The sequence below is a fragment of the Nonomuraea sp. CA-143628 genome (assembly GCF_050942315.1).
In the GTDB taxonomy this organism is placed as follows: domain Bacteria; phylum Actinomycetota; class Actinomycetes; order Streptosporangiales; family Streptosporangiaceae; genus Nonomuraea.
Genome location: NZ_CP192072.1, coordinates 9850848 through 9868170 on the forward strand (window position 1 = coordinate 9850848; position 17323 = coordinate 9868170).

General features: G+C 70.5%; 16 protein-coding genes and 1 tRNA gene. 10 read left to right on the forward strand and 7 right to left on the reverse strand.

Annotation, left to right across the window (positions count from 1 at the left end; all coding sequences use genetic code 11):
* Window positions 1–28 precede the first annotated feature (28 nt).
* A complete protein-coding gene (locus tag ACQP2T_RS44630) occupies window positions 29–214 on the forward strand; it encodes a hypothetical protein (protein ID WP_433510909.1) in 186 nt (61 codons plus the stop codon).
* A gap of 51 nt (window positions 215–265) precedes the next feature.
* On the opposite strand, the gene ACQP2T_RS44635 is transcribed toward ACQP2T_RS44630, so the two are convergent.
* A tRNA-Asn gene (locus ACQP2T_RS44635) sits at window positions 266–337 on the reverse strand.
* Between the two features lie 126 nt (window positions 338–463).
* Between ACQP2T_RS44635 and ACQP2T_RS44640 the strand changes: the two genes are divergently transcribed.
* Window positions 464–787 carry a YtxH domain-containing protein gene (locus tag ACQP2T_RS44640; protein WP_433510910.1) on the forward strand — a complete coding sequence of 108 codons (324 nt, stop codon included), beginning with the start codon at window positions 464–466 and terminating at the stop codon, window positions 785–787.
* A gap of 165 nt (window positions 788–952) precedes the next feature.
* Here the strand turns inward: ACQP2T_RS44640 and ACQP2T_RS44645 are convergent, their stop codons facing one another.
* The 3 genes from ACQP2T_RS44645 to ACQP2T_RS44655 are packed head-to-tail and all read right to left on the reverse strand — an operon-like array spanning window position 953 to window position 2886.
* Entirely contained in the window at window positions 953–1426 is a 474-nt protein-coding gene (locus ACQP2T_RS44645) for a hypothetical protein (RefSeq protein WP_357947688.1), read from the reverse strand.
* Window positions 1423–2697 (reverse strand): amylo-alpha-1,6-glucosidase, encoded by a 1275-nt coding sequence (locus ACQP2T_RS44650; RefSeq protein ID WP_433510911.1) that lies wholly within the window; start codon window positions 2695–2697, stop codon window positions 1423–1425. Before ACQP2T_RS44650 ends, ACQP2T_RS44645 begins: the two co-directional genes overlap by 4 nt.
* 33 nt (window positions 2698–2730) lie before the next feature.
* Window positions 2731–2886: a hypothetical protein gene (locus ACQP2T_RS44655; protein ID WP_357947682.1), complete on the reverse strand. Its 156-nt coding sequence runs from the start codon at window positions 2884–2886 to the stop codon at window positions 2731–2733.
* A gap of 178 nt (window positions 2887–3064) precedes the next feature.
* On the opposite strand from ACQP2T_RS44655, the gene ACQP2T_RS44660 reads away from it, so the two are divergent.
* The 7 genes from ACQP2T_RS44660 to ACQP2T_RS44690 are packed head-to-tail and all read left to right on the forward strand — an operon-like array spanning window position 3065 to window position 11594.
* A complete protein-coding gene (locus ACQP2T_RS44660; protein ID WP_433510912.1) occupies window positions 3065–4252 on the forward strand; it encodes a hypothetical protein in 1188 nt (395 codons plus the stop codon).
* Window positions 4249–6393 carry a tetratricopeptide repeat protein gene (locus ACQP2T_RS44665; protein WP_433510913.1) on the forward strand — a complete coding sequence of 715 codons (2145 nt, stop codon included), beginning with the start codon at window positions 4249–4251 and terminating at the stop codon, window positions 6391–6393. Before ACQP2T_RS44660 ends, ACQP2T_RS44665 begins: the two co-directional genes overlap by 4 nt.
* Window positions 6393–7424 carry a PP2C family serine/threonine-protein phosphatase gene (locus ACQP2T_RS44670; RefSeq protein WP_433510914.1) on the forward strand — a complete coding sequence of 344 codons (1032 nt, stop codon included), beginning with the start codon at window positions 6393–6395 and terminating at the stop codon, window positions 7422–7424. The genes ACQP2T_RS44665 and ACQP2T_RS44670 overlap by 1 nt, the downstream gene beginning before the upstream one ends.
* Complete coding sequence (locus ACQP2T_RS44675) at window positions 7417–8709, forward strand: vWA domain-containing protein (protein WP_433510915.1); 1293 nt, start codon at window positions 7417–7419, stop codon at window positions 8707–8709. Before ACQP2T_RS44670 ends, ACQP2T_RS44675 begins: the two co-directional genes overlap by 8 nt.
* Window positions 8709–9356 (forward strand): FHA domain-containing protein, encoded by a 648-nt coding sequence (locus tag ACQP2T_RS44680; RefSeq protein ID WP_433510916.1) that lies wholly within the window; start codon window positions 8709–8711, stop codon window positions 9354–9356. The genes ACQP2T_RS44675 and ACQP2T_RS44680 overlap by 1 nt, the downstream gene beginning before the upstream one ends.
* 49 nt (window positions 9357–9405) lie before the next feature.
* Window positions 9406–10788 (forward strand): hypothetical protein, encoded by a 1383-nt coding sequence (locus tag ACQP2T_RS44685; RefSeq protein ID WP_433510917.1) that lies wholly within the window; start codon window positions 9406–9408, stop codon window positions 10786–10788.
* Window positions 10785–11594, forward strand: a complete 810-nt coding sequence (locus tag ACQP2T_RS44690; RefSeq protein ID WP_433510918.1) for a transporter substrate-binding domain-containing protein — start codon at window positions 10785–10787, stop codon at window positions 11592–11594. The genes ACQP2T_RS44685 and ACQP2T_RS44690 overlap by 4 nt, the downstream gene beginning before the upstream one ends.
* Window positions 11595–11656: 62 nt before the next feature.
* Here the strand turns inward: ACQP2T_RS44690 and rpoD are convergent, their stop codons facing one another.
* Together rpoD and dnaG are read right to left on the reverse strand one after the other, a co-directional pair.
* Entirely contained in the window at window positions 11657–12760 is a 1104-nt protein-coding gene (gene rpoD, locus ACQP2T_RS44695; protein ID WP_214638280.1) for an RNA polymerase sigma factor RpoD, read from the reverse strand.
* Between the two features lie 501 nt (window positions 12761–13261).
* Entirely contained in the window at window positions 13262–15103 is a 1842-nt protein-coding gene (gene dnaG, locus ACQP2T_RS44700; protein ID WP_433510919.1) for a DNA primase, read from the reverse strand.
* A 168-nt stretch (window positions 15104–15271) separates the two neighbouring features.
* Here dnaG and ACQP2T_RS44705 point away from each other — a divergent pair, with 168 nt between their 5' ends.
* Complete coding sequence (locus ACQP2T_RS44705; RefSeq protein ID WP_433510920.1) at window positions 15272–16162, forward strand: M23 family metallopeptidase; 891 nt, start codon at window positions 15272–15274, stop codon at window positions 16160–16162.
* On the opposite strand, the gene ACQP2T_RS44710 is transcribed toward ACQP2T_RS44705, so the two are convergent.
* Window positions 16149–17306 carry an NAD(P)/FAD-dependent oxidoreductase gene (locus tag ACQP2T_RS44710; RefSeq protein ID WP_433510921.1) on the reverse strand — a complete coding sequence of 386 codons (1158 nt, stop codon included), beginning with the start codon at window positions 17304–17306 and terminating at the stop codon, window positions 16149–16151. The genes ACQP2T_RS44705 and ACQP2T_RS44710 overlap by 14 nt on opposite strands.
* Window positions 17307–17323: the final 17 nt, after the last annotated feature.

Consider the following 17323-nt stretch of genomic DNA (forward strand, 5'->3'; position numbering starts at 1 on the left):
CGGCGCCGGATCCGTGATCGTCATGGTCATGAACAAGCACATCTACCGCACGGTCATGCTCGCCCTGTCGCTCGTCTTCGCCGCGCTGATCGCCATTCTGGCCCTCCTCGGCAGCGACGCCATCGGCCTGGTCGCGGGGGTCGGCGGCGTCCTCCTCGGCCTCGGCTGGTCACTCTCCGGTTTGCTGACCGGCAAGAAGAACTCCGCGGTCTAGCCGCAATGCGAAACCCCCTCCCCGGAGACCCGGGAAGGGGGTTCTGTGTTGCTCCCGCGATAGGACTCGAACCTATAACCTGCCGGTTAACAGCCGGCTGCTCTGCCGTTGAGCTACGCGGGATCGAACGTTCGCGCTGATCGGCGGGCCTTGCGGGCCGCTCCCCTGGGCGCAGGAATAGATTAGCGCACTCGAGGAGTGCGTGTCGCATCGTCATTCGGGTAGGCCCGGAGACAGCGGAGGTGCAATATGCGTTATCGGATGACATTCGCCATTGGTCTCGCCGTCGGCTATGTCCTGGGCAGCCGGGCCGGCCGCGAACGCTATGAGCAGATCAAACGGGCCGCCCAACGCGTTGCCGACAGCCCCAGGGTCCAGGAGACCGCGGGCGTGATGGGCGCCCAGCTGTCGAAGGCGGCCGGGGTGGCCAGGGCGAAGGTGGGGGACACGCTCCAGCATCGGATCCCGTTCCTCAACGGCCACGACCACCACGACACCGGCACTGGCTGGCCGGGCGAAGAGGTCGAGCAGGCCGGCCAGAAGAAGACCGACCAAACCGGCATTCCTCACTAACGCGGAACTTGACGCGGGCAACGCCGGCAACGCCGGGCCCCGGGCATGAGCGTAGGACGAACCACCGCCCATGCCCGGGGCCTCGCGTGCCACCCCACTCACAAGCCCGGGGTCTCGCCCCGCTCACAAGCCCGGCGCACACTCATGTCCGCGCGATCCGGCTCCTCAGACCCCCATGCTGCGCCGTACGCCCTCAAGGGCCTGTTCGGCCTGTGCGCGTACGCCCGGGTCGTTCGGATCGAGGCCGTCGTCGAAGACGAGGGTCCACCCCAGCACCTCACCGCCGGGCGGGCGCCTGGCCACCAGCCGCACGCCGCCACGGCCGGGCAGGTCCACGTGCTTGTTCACCACGATGGTGGCGTTTACTCGCTCCCGGACCGTCTCGGGCAGCAGCCGCGGCTCCGGCAGCTCCACGCGGTGCCGCTCGCCGGACATGGTGAGGATGTTCAGACCCTCCTCGTCCCAGGCGGCCCGGTCGATCGTCTCGTACGGCACGCGGATCCCGCCGGGCAGGTGCAGTGCCAGATTGGTGGCCACCACGTGCCCGTCGCCGGTGGCGGCGAAGGTCAGCACCCGCTCCCCCGGCTCGGTGACCAGGGCCTTGCGGACGTCGGCGGGCAGGCGGCGAAGGAAACTCATTCCTTCACGCTATCGGCGAGCAGGTCGAGGGTGAGCGCGGCACTCCAGGAGAAGTCCCGACAGCCCCGGCCGCTGCCGTCGAACGGATCGAAGCACTCGCGGAACCCCGCCTGCCTGACCAGACGGAGCGTGCCGTTGGCGAGCTGCTGGCCGAGCGAGCCGAGCGAGTGCGCTTCGGCCGCGCGGCGCAGCAGCCAGTTGGTGTTCACCCAGGACGGGCCGCGCCAGTAGCGGGTGCGGTCGAACTGGGCGGCGCGGATCTCGCAGCTGGGCACCGGATAGCCCGTGGCGCCCATGAACCTGGCCGATTCGAGCATCTCGACGGCCGCGTGGACGCGGTCGCTGGGCAGCTCGGGGTCGAGCAGCGGGCCGAAGCCGCCGACCGTGCAGACCCGGATCAACCGGTCGGCCCGTAGGTCGCGGGCGTAGAAGCAGCCGTCCCACAGGCGGTCGAGGAGCGCCTGCCTGATGCGCTGGGCCTGTTCGGCGTGGGGCACCGGGTCGGCGCGGGCCAGCGGCGCCAGCTCGGCCATGGCCTGGCAGGAGGCGAGCCAGATCCCGTTGAACATCGGGTCCTCGATGGCGAACGGGTGCTCGTCGCGCAGGTACTCGGCGCGGTAGCCGGCGTTGCGGTAGCGCAGCGCCAGCCAGACGTAGCGGTCGTGGTCGCTGTCGGGGTGGCGCTCGTCGAGTTCGACGGTGCGGTAGCCGTACCTGATCTCGGGCAGCGCGGCGAGCGGCTGGTCCCAGGCCGGGCTGTCGTCCATGCCCGACTCCCAGGGGTGCACGATCGCGGCGAGCCCCGAGCCGCCCAGGTCGCGCGCGGCGGCCAGGTAGGCGTGCTGGGCGGCCAGCGCCGGAAACGCCCGCCTGACGAAGTCGGCGTCGCCGGTGTGCCGGTAGAGCCACCACAGGGCCAGTGCGTGCAGCGGCGGCGAGGTGAGACCCGAGGTGAGCACGCGCGGCGCGGCTTCGTGGTCCTGCGAGCGCCAGACCGAAGGGCCCGGGAAGTACGCCTCGGGGGTGTGGAAGACGATGTGCGGCACCATGCCGGTCGCCCACTGCCCGGCCAGCAAGCTGAGCAGCTCGGCACGAGCCCGGTCAGGCCGGTGCCTGGCCAGGCCGATCACCACGAACGCCGAGTCCCAGCTCCACTGGTGCGGGTAGAGACCTGGGGCGGGAACGGTGGAGGTTCCCGTCCAGTTCGCCTCGAGCACGGACAGTGCCTCGCGCCCGAGCGCGGCGTCGTCAACCGCGGGCCGCGCCTCCATCAACCCACTATGCGCCGCTATGCCGTTGGAAAGCTACGTCCGGGCCCACTTGGAGACGAGCATGATGCCGAAGGCCACGGCTCCGATGATGAGTCCCCACTTGATCAGCGTGAAGACGAAGCCCACGAGGGGGCCGATGAGGATGAACACGGCGATGATCGCCAGGATTGCGAGAAGTATGCGTCCCATGCCTCCGACGTTACGAGATCGTTCAAGCGGATTGCAGGTGAGACAGGGTTGAATCAGGGACAAGTCAGGGTCTCCCCTAGCTCTCGGAACAACCGGCATACTCCCGGAACCAACCGGTCGGTTTTGCCGTTAAGCCGGTAGACAACGGGGCTCGGGGGCCCGTATCACGGGGAGCGTGATGAGTCTGGGACCACCCATGAGCAGGGAGGGCGCGGAGTACGCGCTACGCGCCCGAGCCGACGAGCGCGACCGCATCTCCGGCGACCTGCTCGATCTTGAAGCCCACACCACCTACCAGTTACTCAAGGGCGCCTCCTTGCGCGGCCCGACCCAGACCCGCTGGGCCGCCGCGCAGGGCGCCATCGCCGCGCTGTGGGCGCTTTACGACACCTATCGGGGGGTGTTACGCGCGGCCGAGCAGGTCAAGGGCGCCCGCGGCCGCCTCGGGGCGGAGCAGCTCGCCACCCTGACCGAGCTGCTGTCGGGCCGCTCGGTGGTGCTGAAGGCCGCCGCCAAGCCCGTCGAGGAACGCTCCCTCCTCCCCCAGGCGGACGAGCGGCTCACCCTGGACGAGACGGTCGCCCGGATGGACGCGGCCTTCCAGCAGGCCACGGACGTGCTGACGGAGATCGACACGGTCTGGTCCGCGGCGTTGCCCCGCCTCGACGCCGCCGACGCCGAGCTGCGCGCGGTCGGCGATCTACAGAGGCAGCTCGGCGAGACCCTTGACCTGACCCAGACGGAGACCGATCTGCGGCGGATGCGGACCGCCGTACTCGAAGATCCGCTCGGCTCGGCGCCGCCGGAGCACGAGCTGGAGCGCGTCACCCGCCTCCTGGCGAGCACCCGCGCGGACCTGGAACGCGCGCTGCGGGTCAGTCAGGAGTACGGCAGGCGGCGCGAGGAGCTGGTGGCCGCGCTGGACCGGGTACGCGCGGCCGAGAGCGAGGCCAGGGTGGCCCACGGCAGGGTCGTGGTGAAGATAGCCCTGCCGCCGCAGGCGCAGCCGCGGAGCAAGGTGGACGCGCTGGCCGGCGAGCTGGACGCGCTCGACGCCGCGCCCGGCAGCTGGCTCGACCGGGCCGCGCGGCTGACGGCCCTGGAGCAGGGCGCCCAGCAGGCCGCCCAGCAGGCGCAGGCCACGGCGACGGCGCTGATGGGGCTGCTGGGCAGGCGTGACGAGCTACGCGGGCGACTCGGCGCGTGCCAGGCGATGGCGGTGCGCAGGGGCCTGGCGGAGGACCCGGACGCGACTGAGCTGTACGAGCGGGCGCGGCTGCTGCTGTGGAGCGCTCCCTGCGATCTGACGAAGGCGGCACAAGCCGTCGACCTGTATCAGCGTGCGATCCACGGAGGTGGCCGATGACCCGATGCGCCCAGCCAGGCTGTACGGGCACGATCGAAGATGGCTACTGCGACCTGTGCGGCCACGCGGCGGCGTCCGCCGCGCCCGCCGCGGCCTCGACCCCGGCGACGGCGTCGAGCCCTTCGGACTCCCCTGACACCCGGCCGGTGAGCAGGCAGATGACCGGCCCGCTGAGCAGTGGCCGGTCACGGCCGGGCGTGCTGGGCGAGCTCGCCGACCTGCCGTCGGTGCCCTACCGGGACCCGGCCACCGCGATCATGGCCAATCCCATGGTGCCCGAGGAGAAGCGGTTCTGCGCCAACCCGGCGTGCGGCGAGCCGGTCGGCCGCTCCAGGCAGGGGCGCGCCGGGCTGCCCGACGGATTCTGCCCGCACTGCCGTACCTCGTTCTCCTTCACCCCCAAGCTGGCCAAGGACGACCTGGTGGCCATGCAGTACCGGGTGCTGGGCTGCCTGGCGCACGGCGGCCTCGGCTGGATCTACCTGGCCGCCGACGAGAACCTCGACGGCCGCTGGGTGGTGCTCAAGGGCCTGCTGAACACCGCCGACGCCGAGGCGCTGGCGGCGGCGGAGGCCGAGCGGAAGTTCCTCACCACGGTCGACCACCCGAACATCGTCAAGATCATCAACTTCCAGCGCTCCGGCGGCCTCGGCTACATCGTCATGGAGTACGTCGGCGGCCAGTCGCTGCACGAGCTGCGCCGCCAGGGACCGCTGCCGCTGCGCGAGACGCTCATGTACGGACGGGAGATCCTGCGCGCGTTCGGCTACTTGCACCAGCACGACCTGGTCTACTGCGACCTCAAGCCGGCCAACGTGATCAGGGTCGGCAATCGGCTCAAGCTCATCGACCTGGGCGCGGTCCAGCGCGTCGGCTCGCCGCCGGGCACCTCCTGGGCCACGGTCGGCTACCACGCGCCCGAGCTGGAGACCCGGCCCTCGTCCGTCGCCTCCGACCTCTACACGGTGGCCAGGACGCTGGCGGTGCTGACCATCCCGTCGTTCAGCCCGGCCAAGGGCGGCGTGGAGAACCCGCTGCCGGCGGACTGCGGCAACGAGTCGTTCGCGCGGTTGCTGCGCCGGGCGACCGCTCCCGATCCCGCCGCCAGGTTCCAGAGCGCCGAGGAGATGGAGGAACAGCTCGTCGGCGTGCTGCGCGAGATCAGCGCACTGGCGGAGGGGGTGCCGTACCCGGCGCAGTCCGCGCTGTTCGGGCCCGAGCGACTCGCGGCGGGGGCGGCGCTGGCCGCCGACCGCGGGCGGGTGTTCGCCGGGCTCGACCCGCTGGAGGCGGCGGCCGCGCTGCCGGTGCCGCTGGCCGACCCCGCCGACCCGGCGGCGGGCGCGCTGGCGGGCCTGGTCGGCCGCGACCCCGACGCGCTGGTCAGCCAGGTCGAGGGGATGGCTCGGACTCCCGAGACGCTGCTGACCAAGGCCCGGCTGCTCGCCGAGCAGGGCTCTGACCAGGCGCTCCCCGCCCTGGACGAGGCAGGGCGGACGCTGCCCGGCGACTGGCGGGTGACCTGGTACCGGGCGGTCCACCTGCTGGCCTCAGGGCAGGCCGACCGGGCGGCGCCGATCTTCGACGAGTGCTTCTCGCTGCTGCCCGGCGAGTGCGCGCCCAAGCTGGGGCTGGCGTTCGCGCTGGAGTGTATGAACGGCGACCCGGTTCGCTGGTACGAGAGCGTGTGGCGTACCGACCGCTCCTACGTGAGCGCCGCGTTCGGGCTGGCCAGGGCGGGCCGGATCGCGGTGCTCGACGAGGTGCCGACCACGTCGAGCCATCGCGTGGCCGCGCAGCTCGCGGTCGTGGCCGCGGTGGCCAGAGCGACGGGGGCGGCCGACCCGGGCAAGCCGAACGAGCTGTCGGCCGCGGCCGACCGCCTCGACGACCTCACCGACCTCGACCCGCGCCGCCGCGAACTGCTCACCGCCGAGCTCCTGGAGAGCGCGCTGACCTGGCTCGACGCCGGCAAACCGCCGGGCGGGCTGAAGCTGGCGGGCGCCGAGTTCACCGAACCCGGCCTGCGCAAGCGGCTGGAGGGCATCTTCCGCCGTCTGGCCGTGGCCGCGAGCTCCCGCCAGGAGCGCCAGGCCCTCGTCGACCAGGCCAACGCCGTCCGGCCCCGGACGTGGGTGTGATGGACGACACCGCCGCCCCGAAGGCGGGCGTCCGGTGCCCGGTCTGCGAGACCCCGGTGTTCGCCGGCGACTCCTTCTGCGAGGCATGCGGCCATCCGCTCGGAGCACCTGCCTGTACGTCCTGCGGCGCCCCCGCCGTGGACGCGGAGGGCTACTGCGAGCGGTGCGGCGTACGCCAGCCCACCAGCCGCGATCACTCGGAGCTCGAACTCGACGGCGGCACGGCGGGCGTGACCGACAAGGGCTTGCGCCGCAGCCGCAACGAGGACGCCATGGCGCTGCTGTCCACGGGCACGCGGACCGTGGTCGTCGTCTGCGACGGCGTGGGCAGCTCGCCGCGCGCGGACGAGGCGTCGGCGGCCGCGGTGGAGACGGCCTGCGCCGCCCTGGCCAGGGGTGTCTCCACCGAGGAGGCGTTCGGCCTGGCCGGGCGGGCCGTGGGCAAGCTGGCCACTTCGGTGGACGACGCCCCCGCCTGCACCTACGTCTCGGCGGTGGTCGAAGGCGGCCGGATCACGCTCGCGTGGGCGGGGGACTCCCGCGCGTACTGGCTGTCCACCGGCCCCCGGCCGGCCAGAACCAACCCGTCCGCCGACACCCAACCGGTCGAAACCGACCTTCCCAAGCCGGTCGAAACCGACCTTTCCGCAGACAGCCCGCCAGTCGAGGCGAGCGCCGACACCCGGCCGGTCGGGGTTCTTCCGGCGGCCGCCATCCGGTCCGCCGTGGCCGGTCAGATCGTCGGCACCCAGTTGACCGTGGACGACGCCGCGCCGACGGGTGAGATCACCGCCTGGCTCGGCGCCGACTACGGCGACGTGCGCCCGCACGTCCGCGTACTGGAACCGGAGACCCCGGGCCTGCTGCTCGTGTGCAGCGACGGCCTGTGGCGCTACCTCGACGGCTACACCTTCCCTTCCACCGGCAGCCCTCTGGACATGGCCCGCGCGATGCTGCGACACGCGCTCGACTCCGGCGGGCAAGACAACGTGACCATCGTCCTGATCCCTCTAGGAGACGCACATGGGTGACCAGCCCACTTTCACCCTGCACATCGACCAGAACAAGTACCTCCCGATCGACGGGCGCGAGGTGCACGCCATCCTCACGATCAACTCCACCGGCACCGTGACCACCGAGTCCGCCGTCCCGGCCGAGGCCGCGGAAGTGATCATCATCGACACGTCCGGGTCGATGAGCGGCGGCAAGATCAGGGAGGCCAGGCAGGCCGCCGCGACGGCCGTGCAGACCCTGCGCGACGGCGTGCACTTCGCGGTCATCGCCGGGACCGACCGGGCCCGCGTCGTCTACCCGCGCGGCACCCAGCTGGTCAGGGCCAGTGCGGCCACCCGGTCCGAGGCGCAGCGGGCCATCGGCCAGCTCTCCGCCGGCGGCGGCACCTCGATCGGCCAGTGGCTGCAGCTGGCGGCCCAGATGCTGTCGGCCCACCCGAACGCGATCAGGCACGCCATCCTGATGACCGACGGCCAGAACAACGAGCGCGCCGACGTGTTCGCCGGCGCGCTGGCCCGCTGCGAGGGCGCGTTCGTCTGCGACAGCCTCGGTGTCGGCGACGACTGGGTGCCCGCCGAGCTGCGCAAGGTCGCCGAGGCGCTGCTGGGTACGTTTGACTTCGTCCGGAACCAGGGTGACCTGGCCGACTTCTTCCGTAAACTCACCCAGACCTCGATGAGCAAGACCGTGGCCGAGCTGGTGATGCGGGTGTGGGTGCCGCAGACGGCGACGCTCAAGTTCGTCAAGCAGGTCTCCCCCACGCTGCTCGACCTGACCGGCAAGCGCACCGACGTGAACCCGCTGACCGGCGACTACCCGACCGGCTCGTGGGGCACCGAGGACCGCGAGTACCACCTGTGCGTCGAGGTGCCGCCCGGCCAGATCGGCAGCGAGATCCGCGCGGGCTGGGTGAAACTGCTCCGTCCCGACACCCAGGAGGTCTTCGCCAGCGGGAACGTGCTCGCCCAGTGGACCGACGACCTGGCCCAGTCCACCCGGATCAACGGCAAGGTCGCCCACTACACCGGCCAGGCCGAGCTGCACGAGCTGATCCAGGACGGGCTGAGCGCCCGCGCGGCCGGCGACGTCGACAGGGCGACGGCCCGCCTGGCCAAGGCCAAACAGCTCGCCGTCGACTCGGGACGCGAGGACACGGCCCGGCTGCTCGACAAGGTCGTCGAGGTGGATCCGGCCTCCGGCACCGCCCGGCTGCGCAAGAACGTCGACAAGGCCGACGCGATCGAGCTCGACACCGGCTCGGTGCGTACCAGCAAGCTGCGCAAGAACGGGGAGGGCAGCTGATGGCGACCTGCCCCCAGGGCCACACGTCGGGCGACGACGAATACTGCGACGTCTGCGGCCTCCAGCTGGCCGCCTCACCGCCACCGGTCACGTCGTCCGCCGCGCCGGCCGCGCCCGCCGGTGCCGACGCCGTGGTGGAGAGCTGTCCCGTCTGCCAGACGCCGCGTGCCGGGCAGTTCTGCGAGGTGTGCGGCCACGACTACTCCGGCACCGCGCCCACCATGGCGCCGCCGGTGTCCGGAGCGCGCTGGGAGGCGGTCACCGCCGCCGACCGCGCCTACTACGAGAAGGTGATCGCCGAGGGCGGCCCCGATGCCGACGCCGTCGCCTTCCCGCCGTACTGCCCCGAACGGTCCTTCGCCCTGTCGGGCGAGCAGGTGCGCATCGGCCGCCGCAGCCGGGGCCGCGACCTGCGGCCGGAGATCGACCTGACCGGGCCGCCCGAGGACCCCGGCGTGTCCCATCTGCACGCCGTACTGCTCGCCGGGCACGACGGCTCGTGGACTCTCGTCGACCCGGGCTCCTCCAACGGCACCCAGGTCAACGGCAGGCCGGTCACGGTCAACGTGCCGGTCCGGGTGGGCGCGGGCGACCGCATCCACGTCGGCGCCTGGACCGTCATCACGATCCGCGAAGGCACGCCATGACCGGCGAGGGGGCCGCCACGACTACCTTCACGACCTGCGAGGGGGCATTATGACCATCGTCCAGGCCAGGCCGCCAGGCCAGGTCGGGCTGGCACCGCCGGGGGCTCCGGCGCGCCGGAGTGTGCCAGGGAGGATCCGGGTCATCTCCGGCATCACCGTGGCCTCCCTGGCGCTGCTCTTCGCCGCGCTGGCGGCCGGGAGCGTGAGCGCGCGCGACGGGCTGACGGTGATCGGCCGCGACGCGGGCCCGCAGGTCGTCGCCACCGCCGGCCTGTATCTCGGGCTGAGCGACATGGACGCGCAGGTCGCCGACGCGCTGCTGATGGGCAAGGACTACGCCTCGCAGCGCCAGGCCGCCATCGCCCAGTACGAGCGGCGGCGCTCCGAGGCCAACCAGGCGCTGCTGAAGGCGTTCGAGCTGTCCGGCGACAACCCGGCCGAGCGGCAGACCGTCCAGTCCGTGCTCGACGGCCTCGGCCGCTACGAGCGGCTGGCCGGGCAGGCGCTGCTGCTCGACACCCAGTCCGGTCACTCGGCCGGGCCGCCGCCGCAGAAGGTGGTCGAGGTGTATCGGCAGGCCACCGACCTGATGCGGCTGGTCCTGCTCCCCCAGGCGTACAACCTGACGCTGGAGAGCGGCACGATCGTGCGGAGCACCTATGACGAGAAGAGCGTCATGGTGCCGATCGTACGGTTCGCGGTGATCGTGGCCGGGCTGCTGGCCCTGGCCTGCCTGATCTGGCTGCAGGTCTTCCTGGCGCGGCGCTTCCGCCGGGTGTTCGGGCCGGCGCTGCTGGCCGCGACCGTCGTGACCGTCGTCGCGCTGCTCGCCGGGGTGAACGTGCTCGGCCGGGACATGCAGGAGCTGCGCACCGCCAAGGCCTACGGCTTCGACTCGGTGCTCACGCTGGCCAGGGCCCGCGCGATCAGCAACAGCCTGCACGGCGACCAGAGCCGGTTCCTGCTCGACAAGGGCCGGGCCGACACCTACGAGCACACCTTCCTCGACAAGTCCCAGTCAGTGATCTACCTGGAGGCCGGGAACCTCGACACCTACCAGGCCAAGGTGGCGCAGGGCCCCAAGCAATTCCTCGGCCTGCTGGGCACCGAGCTCGGCGGGGACGACGGCGAGCGGGCGCTCCAGGCGTACACGCGCTTCCAGGACGCCGACGACAAGTTCCGCGCGCTGGCGGCCAGCGGTCAGGCGAGCCAGGCCGTGGCGGCCAGGCTGGGGACGGTGCGCGAGTCCTTCGACGCCTACGACCAGGCGCTGCTGAAGCTCGCCAAGGAGCATGAGGCGGTGTTCAAGCGGGCCACGGACGCCGGCGAGAGCGCGCTCGACAACCTGTGGCGGCTGCTCCCGTTCGCGATCGGCGGCCTCGGCCTGCTGGTCATCGCCGGGGTGTGGCCACGGCTCAAGGAGTACCGATGAAGCGGCTGCTACCGGCGGTGCTGGTCCTGACCGCGCTGCTGGCCGGGGCGTGCGGCATGGGCGGCCAGGAGTCGATCATGGACAAGGACGCGATCGTCATCGGGGTCCGTCCCGACCTGCCGTCGGTCGGCGTACGCAAGTCCGACGGCAGCTTCGAGGGCTTCGACGTTGACGTGGCGCGCTACATCGCCCAGAAGCTCGGCAAGGACTTCACCTTCATCCCGGTGCTGGCATCCGACCGGGAGAAGGTCCTGCTCAACGGCAAGGCCGACCTCGTGCTGGCGACGTACACGATCAGCCAGGACCGTAAGGCGAAGGTCCTGTTCGCCGGGCCGTACCACATCTCCTACCAGGACATCCTGGTACGCCCGGACGAGCCGTCGATCAAGAACGTCCGTGACCTCAAGGGCCGCAAGATCTGCCAGGTGAAGGGCTCGAACGCGACGCAGCGGGTCCTGGAGGAGCGCAAGGTGGCGGCGGAGGTGGTGCCGGTGGACGACTACGCGGCCTGCCTGGCGGCGCTCAAGGACCGCCGGTTGGACGCGATCACCACCAACGACGTCATTCTGGCCGGCCTGGCCGTCCAGGACGGCAGCGGGCTGCGCCTGGTCAACGCCCAGTTCAACGAGCAGCGGACCGGGGTCGGCATGCACAAGGGCGACGTCGCGGGGTGCGAGGCGGTCAACCGGGTGATCACCACCATGTACCAGGACGGGACGGCCTCGAAGCTGCTGCACAAGTGGTTCGGCAAGGCGGGTCTGAACCTGAGCACCATCGCGGTCCCGCAGTTCGAGGGCTGCTCCTGAAGGATGTGGAGAACGACGGCGGGCCCGGGGAGAACCCCGGGCCCGCCGTTCTTCGCCGCGAGTCAATCCAGATAGTCGCGCAGCATCTGCGCCCTGGTCGGGTGGCGGAGCTTGGCCAGCGTCTTCGACTCGATCTGCCGGATGCGCTCCCGGGTGACGCCGAATTCCCTGCCCACCTCCTCCAGCGTGCGCGGATGCCCGTCGGCCAGGCCGAAGCGGAGCTGGATGATGCGCTGCTCACGGTCCGACAGCGTCGCCAGGATGTCGTCGAGCTGGTCCTGCAGCATGATGAAGGCCGCCGCCTCCATGGGCACGACCGCGTCGGCGTCCTCGATGAAGTCACCGAGGTCGGAGTCTTCCTCACCGATCGGCGACTGCAGTGACACCGGCTCCTGGGCGATGCGCTGGATCTCCACCACGCGATCGACCGGGAGGTCCATCTCCTTGGCGATCTCCTCGGGCGCGGGCTCACGGCCGAGGTCCTGGTGGAGCTGCCGCTGCACTCTGACGAGCTTGTTGATCGTCTCCACCATGTGTACCGGAATGCGAATGGTGCGCGCCTGGTCGGCTATCGCACGGGTGATCGCCTGCCGGATCCACCAGGTGGCATAAGTGGAGAACTTGTATCCCTTGGTGTAGTCGAACTTCTCCACTGCGCGGATGAGCCCGAGGTTGCCTTCCTGGATGAGATCGAGGAAGAGCATTCCACGGCCCACATAACGTTTGGCGATCGAGACGACGAGCCTGAGATTCGCCTCGATGAGGCGCTGTTTCGCCCGAGTGCCCTGCCAGACGAGCTCCCTGAACTCGGGAAAGGCCAGACGCGAGACTCCGCTGGCCAGCTTGTCCTCGGCGAACAGACCGGCTTCGATCGATTTGGCGAGCTCCACCTCCTCTTCGGCTGTCAGCAGCGGCACCCGGCCGATCTCCCGCAGGTAGATACGGACAAGATCGCTGGTCGGCGCCCGCTTGCCTACGTCTTCCTCGTCGGCGCGGGTGGTCTCTTCCTCTCCCTGGGGTTCGAGAACCTCCACGCCGTTCTCCGCGAGCATCCGCACGACGCGTTCCAACGCGTCGGACGGCAACTCTGAGCGGTCAAGCGCGGCTGCGACGTCATCGACGGTTACGCTTCCGCGCTCCCTTCCCTTCGCGACGAGGTCCGCCACTTGATCTACGGATGGCGGTCCACTTGGCAGTACCGATGCACCCACGGGACACAGTCTGCAGTATTGGTTCCGTAAAATGGCAGACCCATTTTTGTAACCGAAGGTAAGGCCGTGGCCCTTACCAAATTGAGATCGCTTAAAGGTTTAGCGGCAGTTTGATCAGGAAAGTAAAGTCAATTACGCGGTCGAGTAAGGAGTGTCCGGGGCGGGGTTGTCGCCGGACACCACGCGTAGCCTGCCCGGATGCCTTGTGACACCGCTGTCCTACGCGGCCGGTGAAGGATTTCGCCACGGCCATCTGGATTCAACAAGTTCCCGACATCTTGTGCTCGGCAACTCTCGAACGAGCCGTTACAGGGGCCATTCGCGGCTCATCATCCGCCGGCGGGCGACGCCAAAGCGAGTGCGCACGGGCCCGCCGAAACCCTCAGCTGGTTACCGCGGCTGCCCGCGAGACGTCCTCAAACCCCTCAGCTGCCTGTGAGAGCGTCCCCAAACCCCTCAGCTGCCCGCGGCCCGGTCCCGGAGCACTCTGCGCTGCTGCTCAAGCGCCACCAGCTCGCCGAACAGCCGGTTGTAGTCCTGCTGCTCATCCACCGGGTTGAGCCGCTGGATGCGCGACTTGACCTGGGCGATCGCCCGGTCGACCGCGATGGCCTCGATCGCCGCCAGCATGGCCGCCCCGTAGCGCTCCTCGGTGTGGGAGTCGGCCTGGATCGCCTCGACCGCGAACCGGGTCACCAGCGCCCGCGTCACGTCGTCGTGGCACTGCTCCAGCAGCCGGTCGACCCACTCACGCCCGCCGTGGCCCGCCGACGCGGCGCCGCCCGCCGCGGTGATCACCTGGTGCACCAGCACGTGGTCGGGCGCGGTGAACGCCCGCGGGTCGAGCGCGTCGAAGCGGGGACCGAGCAGCGCGGGCCGCTGGATGGCCAGCTTGAGCAGCTCGCCCTCGACCCGCACGTTGGGATCGACGGGCGCGGCCTTCGGCGCCCGTCGCGGGCGCCCCTGCTGGGCGCCGCCGACCTCGGCGATGCGCTGCATGACGAACCGCTCGTCCATGAAGCCGAGCCACCGGTCGAGGTCGATCGCGTAGCGCTTGCGCAGGCCGACGTCCTTGATCCCGGCCACGATCGGCGCCGCCGCGTCGAGCGCGGCGATCTTGCCCTCGTTGCTGCGCAGGTCGTAGCGGGAGATCGTGCTGCGGATGGCGAACTGGAACAGCGGCTCGCGGCTGGCGATCAGGTCGCGCACGGCCGCGTCGCCCTGCTTGACGCGCAGGTCGCACGGGTCGAGCCCGTCGGGCTGCACGGCGACGTAGGTCTGGGTGACGAACTTCTGCTCGTCGGCGAACGCCCGGAGCGCCGCCTTCTGCCCGGCCGCGTCGCCGTCGAAGGTGAAGATCACCTCGCCGCGGAACTCCGCCTGGTCGAGCAGGAAGCGCCGCAGGATCTTGATGTGCTCCTCGCCGAACGACGTGCCGCAGGTGGCGACCGCCGTCGGCACCCCGGCCAGGTGGCAGGACATGACGTCGGTGTAGCCCTCGACGATGACCGCCTGGGACCGCTTGGAGATCTCCCGCTTGGCCAGGTCGATGCCGTAGAGCACCTGGCTCTTCTTGTAGAGCGGGGAGTCGGGGGTGTTGAGGTATTTCGGGCCGTCGTCGGAGTCGAGCAGCTTGCGGGCTCCGAACCCGATCACGTCGCCCGTCGCGTCGCGGATCGGCCAGATCAGCCGCCCGCGGAAGCGGTCCATCGGCCCGCGCCGCCCCTCCTTGGCCAGCCCGCCCTTGACGATCTCGTCGGCGGTGAACCCGCGCCCCAGGAGGTGCCGCGTCAGCCCCTCCCATTCGTTGGGCGCGTAGCCCACGCCGAACATCTCGGCGTCGGCCCGCTCGAACCCCCGCTCCGACAGGAACCGCCGGCCGGGCGCGGCCTCCGGGCCGAGCAGCTTGTCGGCGTAGAACTCGGCGGCGGCCTTGTGCGCCTCGATCAGCCGGGCCCGCTCGCCGTGGTCGCGCCGCGGCACGTAGCCGCCCTGGTCGTATTGGAGCTGGATCCCGGCACGCTGGGCCAGCCGCTCGACCGCCTCACCGAACGTCAGGTGCTCGATCTTCTCGACGAACGTGATGACGTCGCCGCCCTCGGTGCAGCCGAAGCAGAAATACATGCCGCGCTCGGGCGTGACGTTGAAGGACGGGCTCTTCTCATCATGGAACGGGCACAACCCCTTGAGGTTGCCGCCACCCGCGTTGCGCAACTGGATGTGTTCGCCGATCACATCGGCGATGGGTGATCGCTCACGAACGAGCGCGATATCGACGTCACGGATCCTGCCAGCCACGCCGGTGAGTCTATTCCTGAGCTACGACAACCGTCCCCACCCGGGCTCATGACTGCCCTCCGTGAGGTGACGGTGACCTGGCGGTAAGAGGATGTCACCGTCGCGTCGCGAAAGGCGGAAATCTGTCGGGAGCACTTCCCTGGTCGGCTACAAAGGTAAATGTTTGCGGTGGACACGTCGACACGGGTGGAGATCATGCGAGCGGGGCATCTCGGATGTTGGGCGGCTTTAGCGGGCGCCGCGCTGCTGGCGAGCGCCTGCTCGCCGCAAGCCACCGGAGTGGCGGGGGTCAGCGCACAGTCACCGGCCACGCCTCCGGCGAGCGCCAGCCCGTCCGTCACCGCCACCATCCCCTCACCAACACCGACCGCCGACCCCCAATCGGCCGAGACGCCGCCCAAGGGTGAGGACCCGGTCAAGATCCCGCCGCCGAAGCTGTCGAAGTACACCTACGCCTTCCCCGTCCAGGGCTGCCGGACGACCTACCAGCGCCAGCTGCTCGTGCTCCCGAAGACGGTGATCTGGGCGGGCAAGGGCTGCGCGTTCGTGGCGCCGGTGGACGGCGTGGTCGACGAGGTCAACACCCTGAACAAGTGGTCGCCCACCACCGACGTGGGCGCCTACCGCGAGGGCCGCTTCGTCACGATCATCGGTGACGACGGCGTCCGCTACCTCGGCGGGCATCTCGACGCCGTGGCCGACGGCCTCAAGCCGGGCGTACGGGTGAAGGTCGGACAGATGCTCGGCCGGGTCGGCAACTCGGGCAACGCCCTCAACACCGCCACCAACCTCTACTTCGCGATCTCCTGGAAGACCGGCCCCGCCTACTGGTGGGTGCGCCGGGGCATGGTGAAGCCCTGGGACTACCTCGACGCCTGGCAGTCCGGCAACAAGACGCTGTCGCCGAAGAAGGAGACGCTGAAGATGCGCGGCCGGCTGGGCGAGACGCCGCCGTGCGCCGTTCAGTGCGCGTCGAAGAAGGTCGTGGAGCCCAAGAAGAAGAAAAAGAAGACCCACCCCACGCCGACTCCTACTGTGATCATCGTCAACCCGACGTGAGCTCCTTCGGGTCTACGGTCACTCCGGAGCGGATGAGCTGCTTGATCTCGCTGGCGACGTCCCAGACGTTGACGTTCATGCCGGCGACGACCTTGCCCTCCCGCAGCCAGTAGGCGACGAACTCCAGGTCGGGGACCGAACCCCGGTAGACGACCTCGTCGTAGCCCTGGATGTCGCCGGAGAACTCCATGCCCAGGTCGTACTGGTCGGTATAGAAGTACGGCACGCGGTCATAGGAGACCTCCTGGCCCAGCATGGACCTGGCCGCGGCGGGGCCGCCGTTCAGCGCGTTGGCCCAGTGCTCGACCCGGATGCGCCGGCCGTACAGGGGATGGAACGCCTCGGCGACGTCGCCCGCGGCGAACACGTCGGGATGCGAGGTGCGCAGCGCGGCGTCCGTGAGGATGCCGCCCCCGACCTCCAGTCCGGCGTCCCGGGCCAGCCCGACCTCGGGCTCCGCGCCGATGCCGACGATGACGAGGTCGGCGGTCAGGCGCTCGCCGGAGCTGAGCCGTACGCCGGTCTCGGTGATCTCCGCGGCGCCGGTGCCGGTGCGCAGGTCGACGCCGTTGCGCCGGTGCAGCCCGGCGAAGACCTCGCCGAGTTCGGGCCCGAGCGGCCGATACAGCGGCGTGGGGTCGGGTTCGACGATCGTGACCTCGCACCCGGCCTTGCGGGCGGCCGCGGCGGTCTCCAGCCCGATCCAGCCCGCGCCGACCACGATCACCCGCTCGGCGTCGGCCAGGCGCGCCTTGAGCGCCTCGCTGTCCTCGACCGTGCGCAGATAGAGGGCGGGTCCGGGCAGACGCCGCGGCCTCGCCCCCGTCGCGATCAGCAGCTTGTGGTACGGCTGGCGCGAACCGTCGGAGAGCCGGACCGCGTGCTGGCCGAGCTCCAGGCGCGTGACCCGCAGGCCGGTCCTGAGGTCCACGCCGTTGTCGGCGTACCAACCGGCGCCATGGACGAAGATCTTCTCCCGCTCGCTCTTGCCCAGCAGGTATTCCTTCGACAAGGGCGGTCTCTCGTAGGGGCGTTCGGACTCCGCGCCGATCAGCACGATCTCGTCGTCGGAACCCTCTTCCCGCAGCGTCTGCGCCGCCTTGGCCCCCGCCAGTCCCGCGCCGACGATCACATATGTAGCCATGGCCGCAGTATCCGCCC

Excerpts from the sequence above, each read along its gene's own strand:
- ACQP2T_RS44630 (WP_433510909.1), top strand. The coding sequence starts at position 29 with ATGAACAAGCACATCTACCGCACGGTCATGCTCGCCCTGTCGCTCGTC.
- ACQP2T_RS44640 (WP_433510910.1), top strand. The coding sequence starts at position 464 with ATGCGTTATCGGATGACATTCGCCATTGGTCTCGCCGTCGGCTATGTC.
- ACQP2T_RS44645 (WP_357947688.1), bottom strand. The coding sequence starts at position 1,426 with ATGAGTTTCCTTCGCCGCCTGCCCGCCGACGTCCGCAAGGCCCTGGTC.
- ACQP2T_RS44650 (WP_433510911.1), bottom strand. The coding sequence starts at position 2,697 with ATGGAGGCGCGGCCCGCGGTTGACGACGCCGCGCTCGGGCGCGAGGCA.
- ACQP2T_RS44655 (WP_357947682.1), bottom strand. The coding sequence starts at position 2,886 with ATGGGACGCATACTTCTCGCAATCCTGGCGATCATCGCCGTGTTCATC.
- ACQP2T_RS44660 (WP_433510912.1), top strand. The coding sequence starts at position 3,065 with ATGAGTCTGGGACCACCCATGAGCAGGGAGGGCGCGGAGTACGCGCTA.
- ACQP2T_RS44665 (WP_433510913.1), top strand. The coding sequence starts at position 4,249 with ATGACCCGATGCGCCCAGCCAGGCTGTACGGGCACGATCGAAGATGGC.
- ACQP2T_RS44670 (WP_433510914.1), top strand. The coding sequence starts at position 6,393 with ATGGACGACACCGCCGCCCCGAAGGCGGGCGTCCGGTGCCCGGTCTGC.
- ACQP2T_RS44675 (WP_433510915.1), top strand. The coding sequence starts at position 7,417 with ATGGGTGACCAGCCCACTTTCACCCTGCACATCGACCAGAACAAGTAC.
- ACQP2T_RS44680 (WP_433510916.1), top strand. The coding sequence starts at position 8,709 with ATGGCGACCTGCCCCCAGGGCCACACGTCGGGCGACGACGAATACTGC.
- ACQP2T_RS44685 (WP_433510917.1), top strand. The coding sequence starts at position 9,406 with ATGACCATCGTCCAGGCCAGGCCGCCAGGCCAGGTCGGGCTGGCACCG.
- ACQP2T_RS44690 (WP_433510918.1), top strand. The coding sequence starts at position 10,785 with ATGAAGCGGCTGCTACCGGCGGTGCTGGTCCTGACCGCGCTGCTGGCC.
- ACQP2T_RS44710 (WP_433510921.1), bottom strand. The coding sequence starts at position 17,306 with ATGGCTACATATGTGATCGTCGGCGCGGGACTGGCGGGGGCCAAGGCG.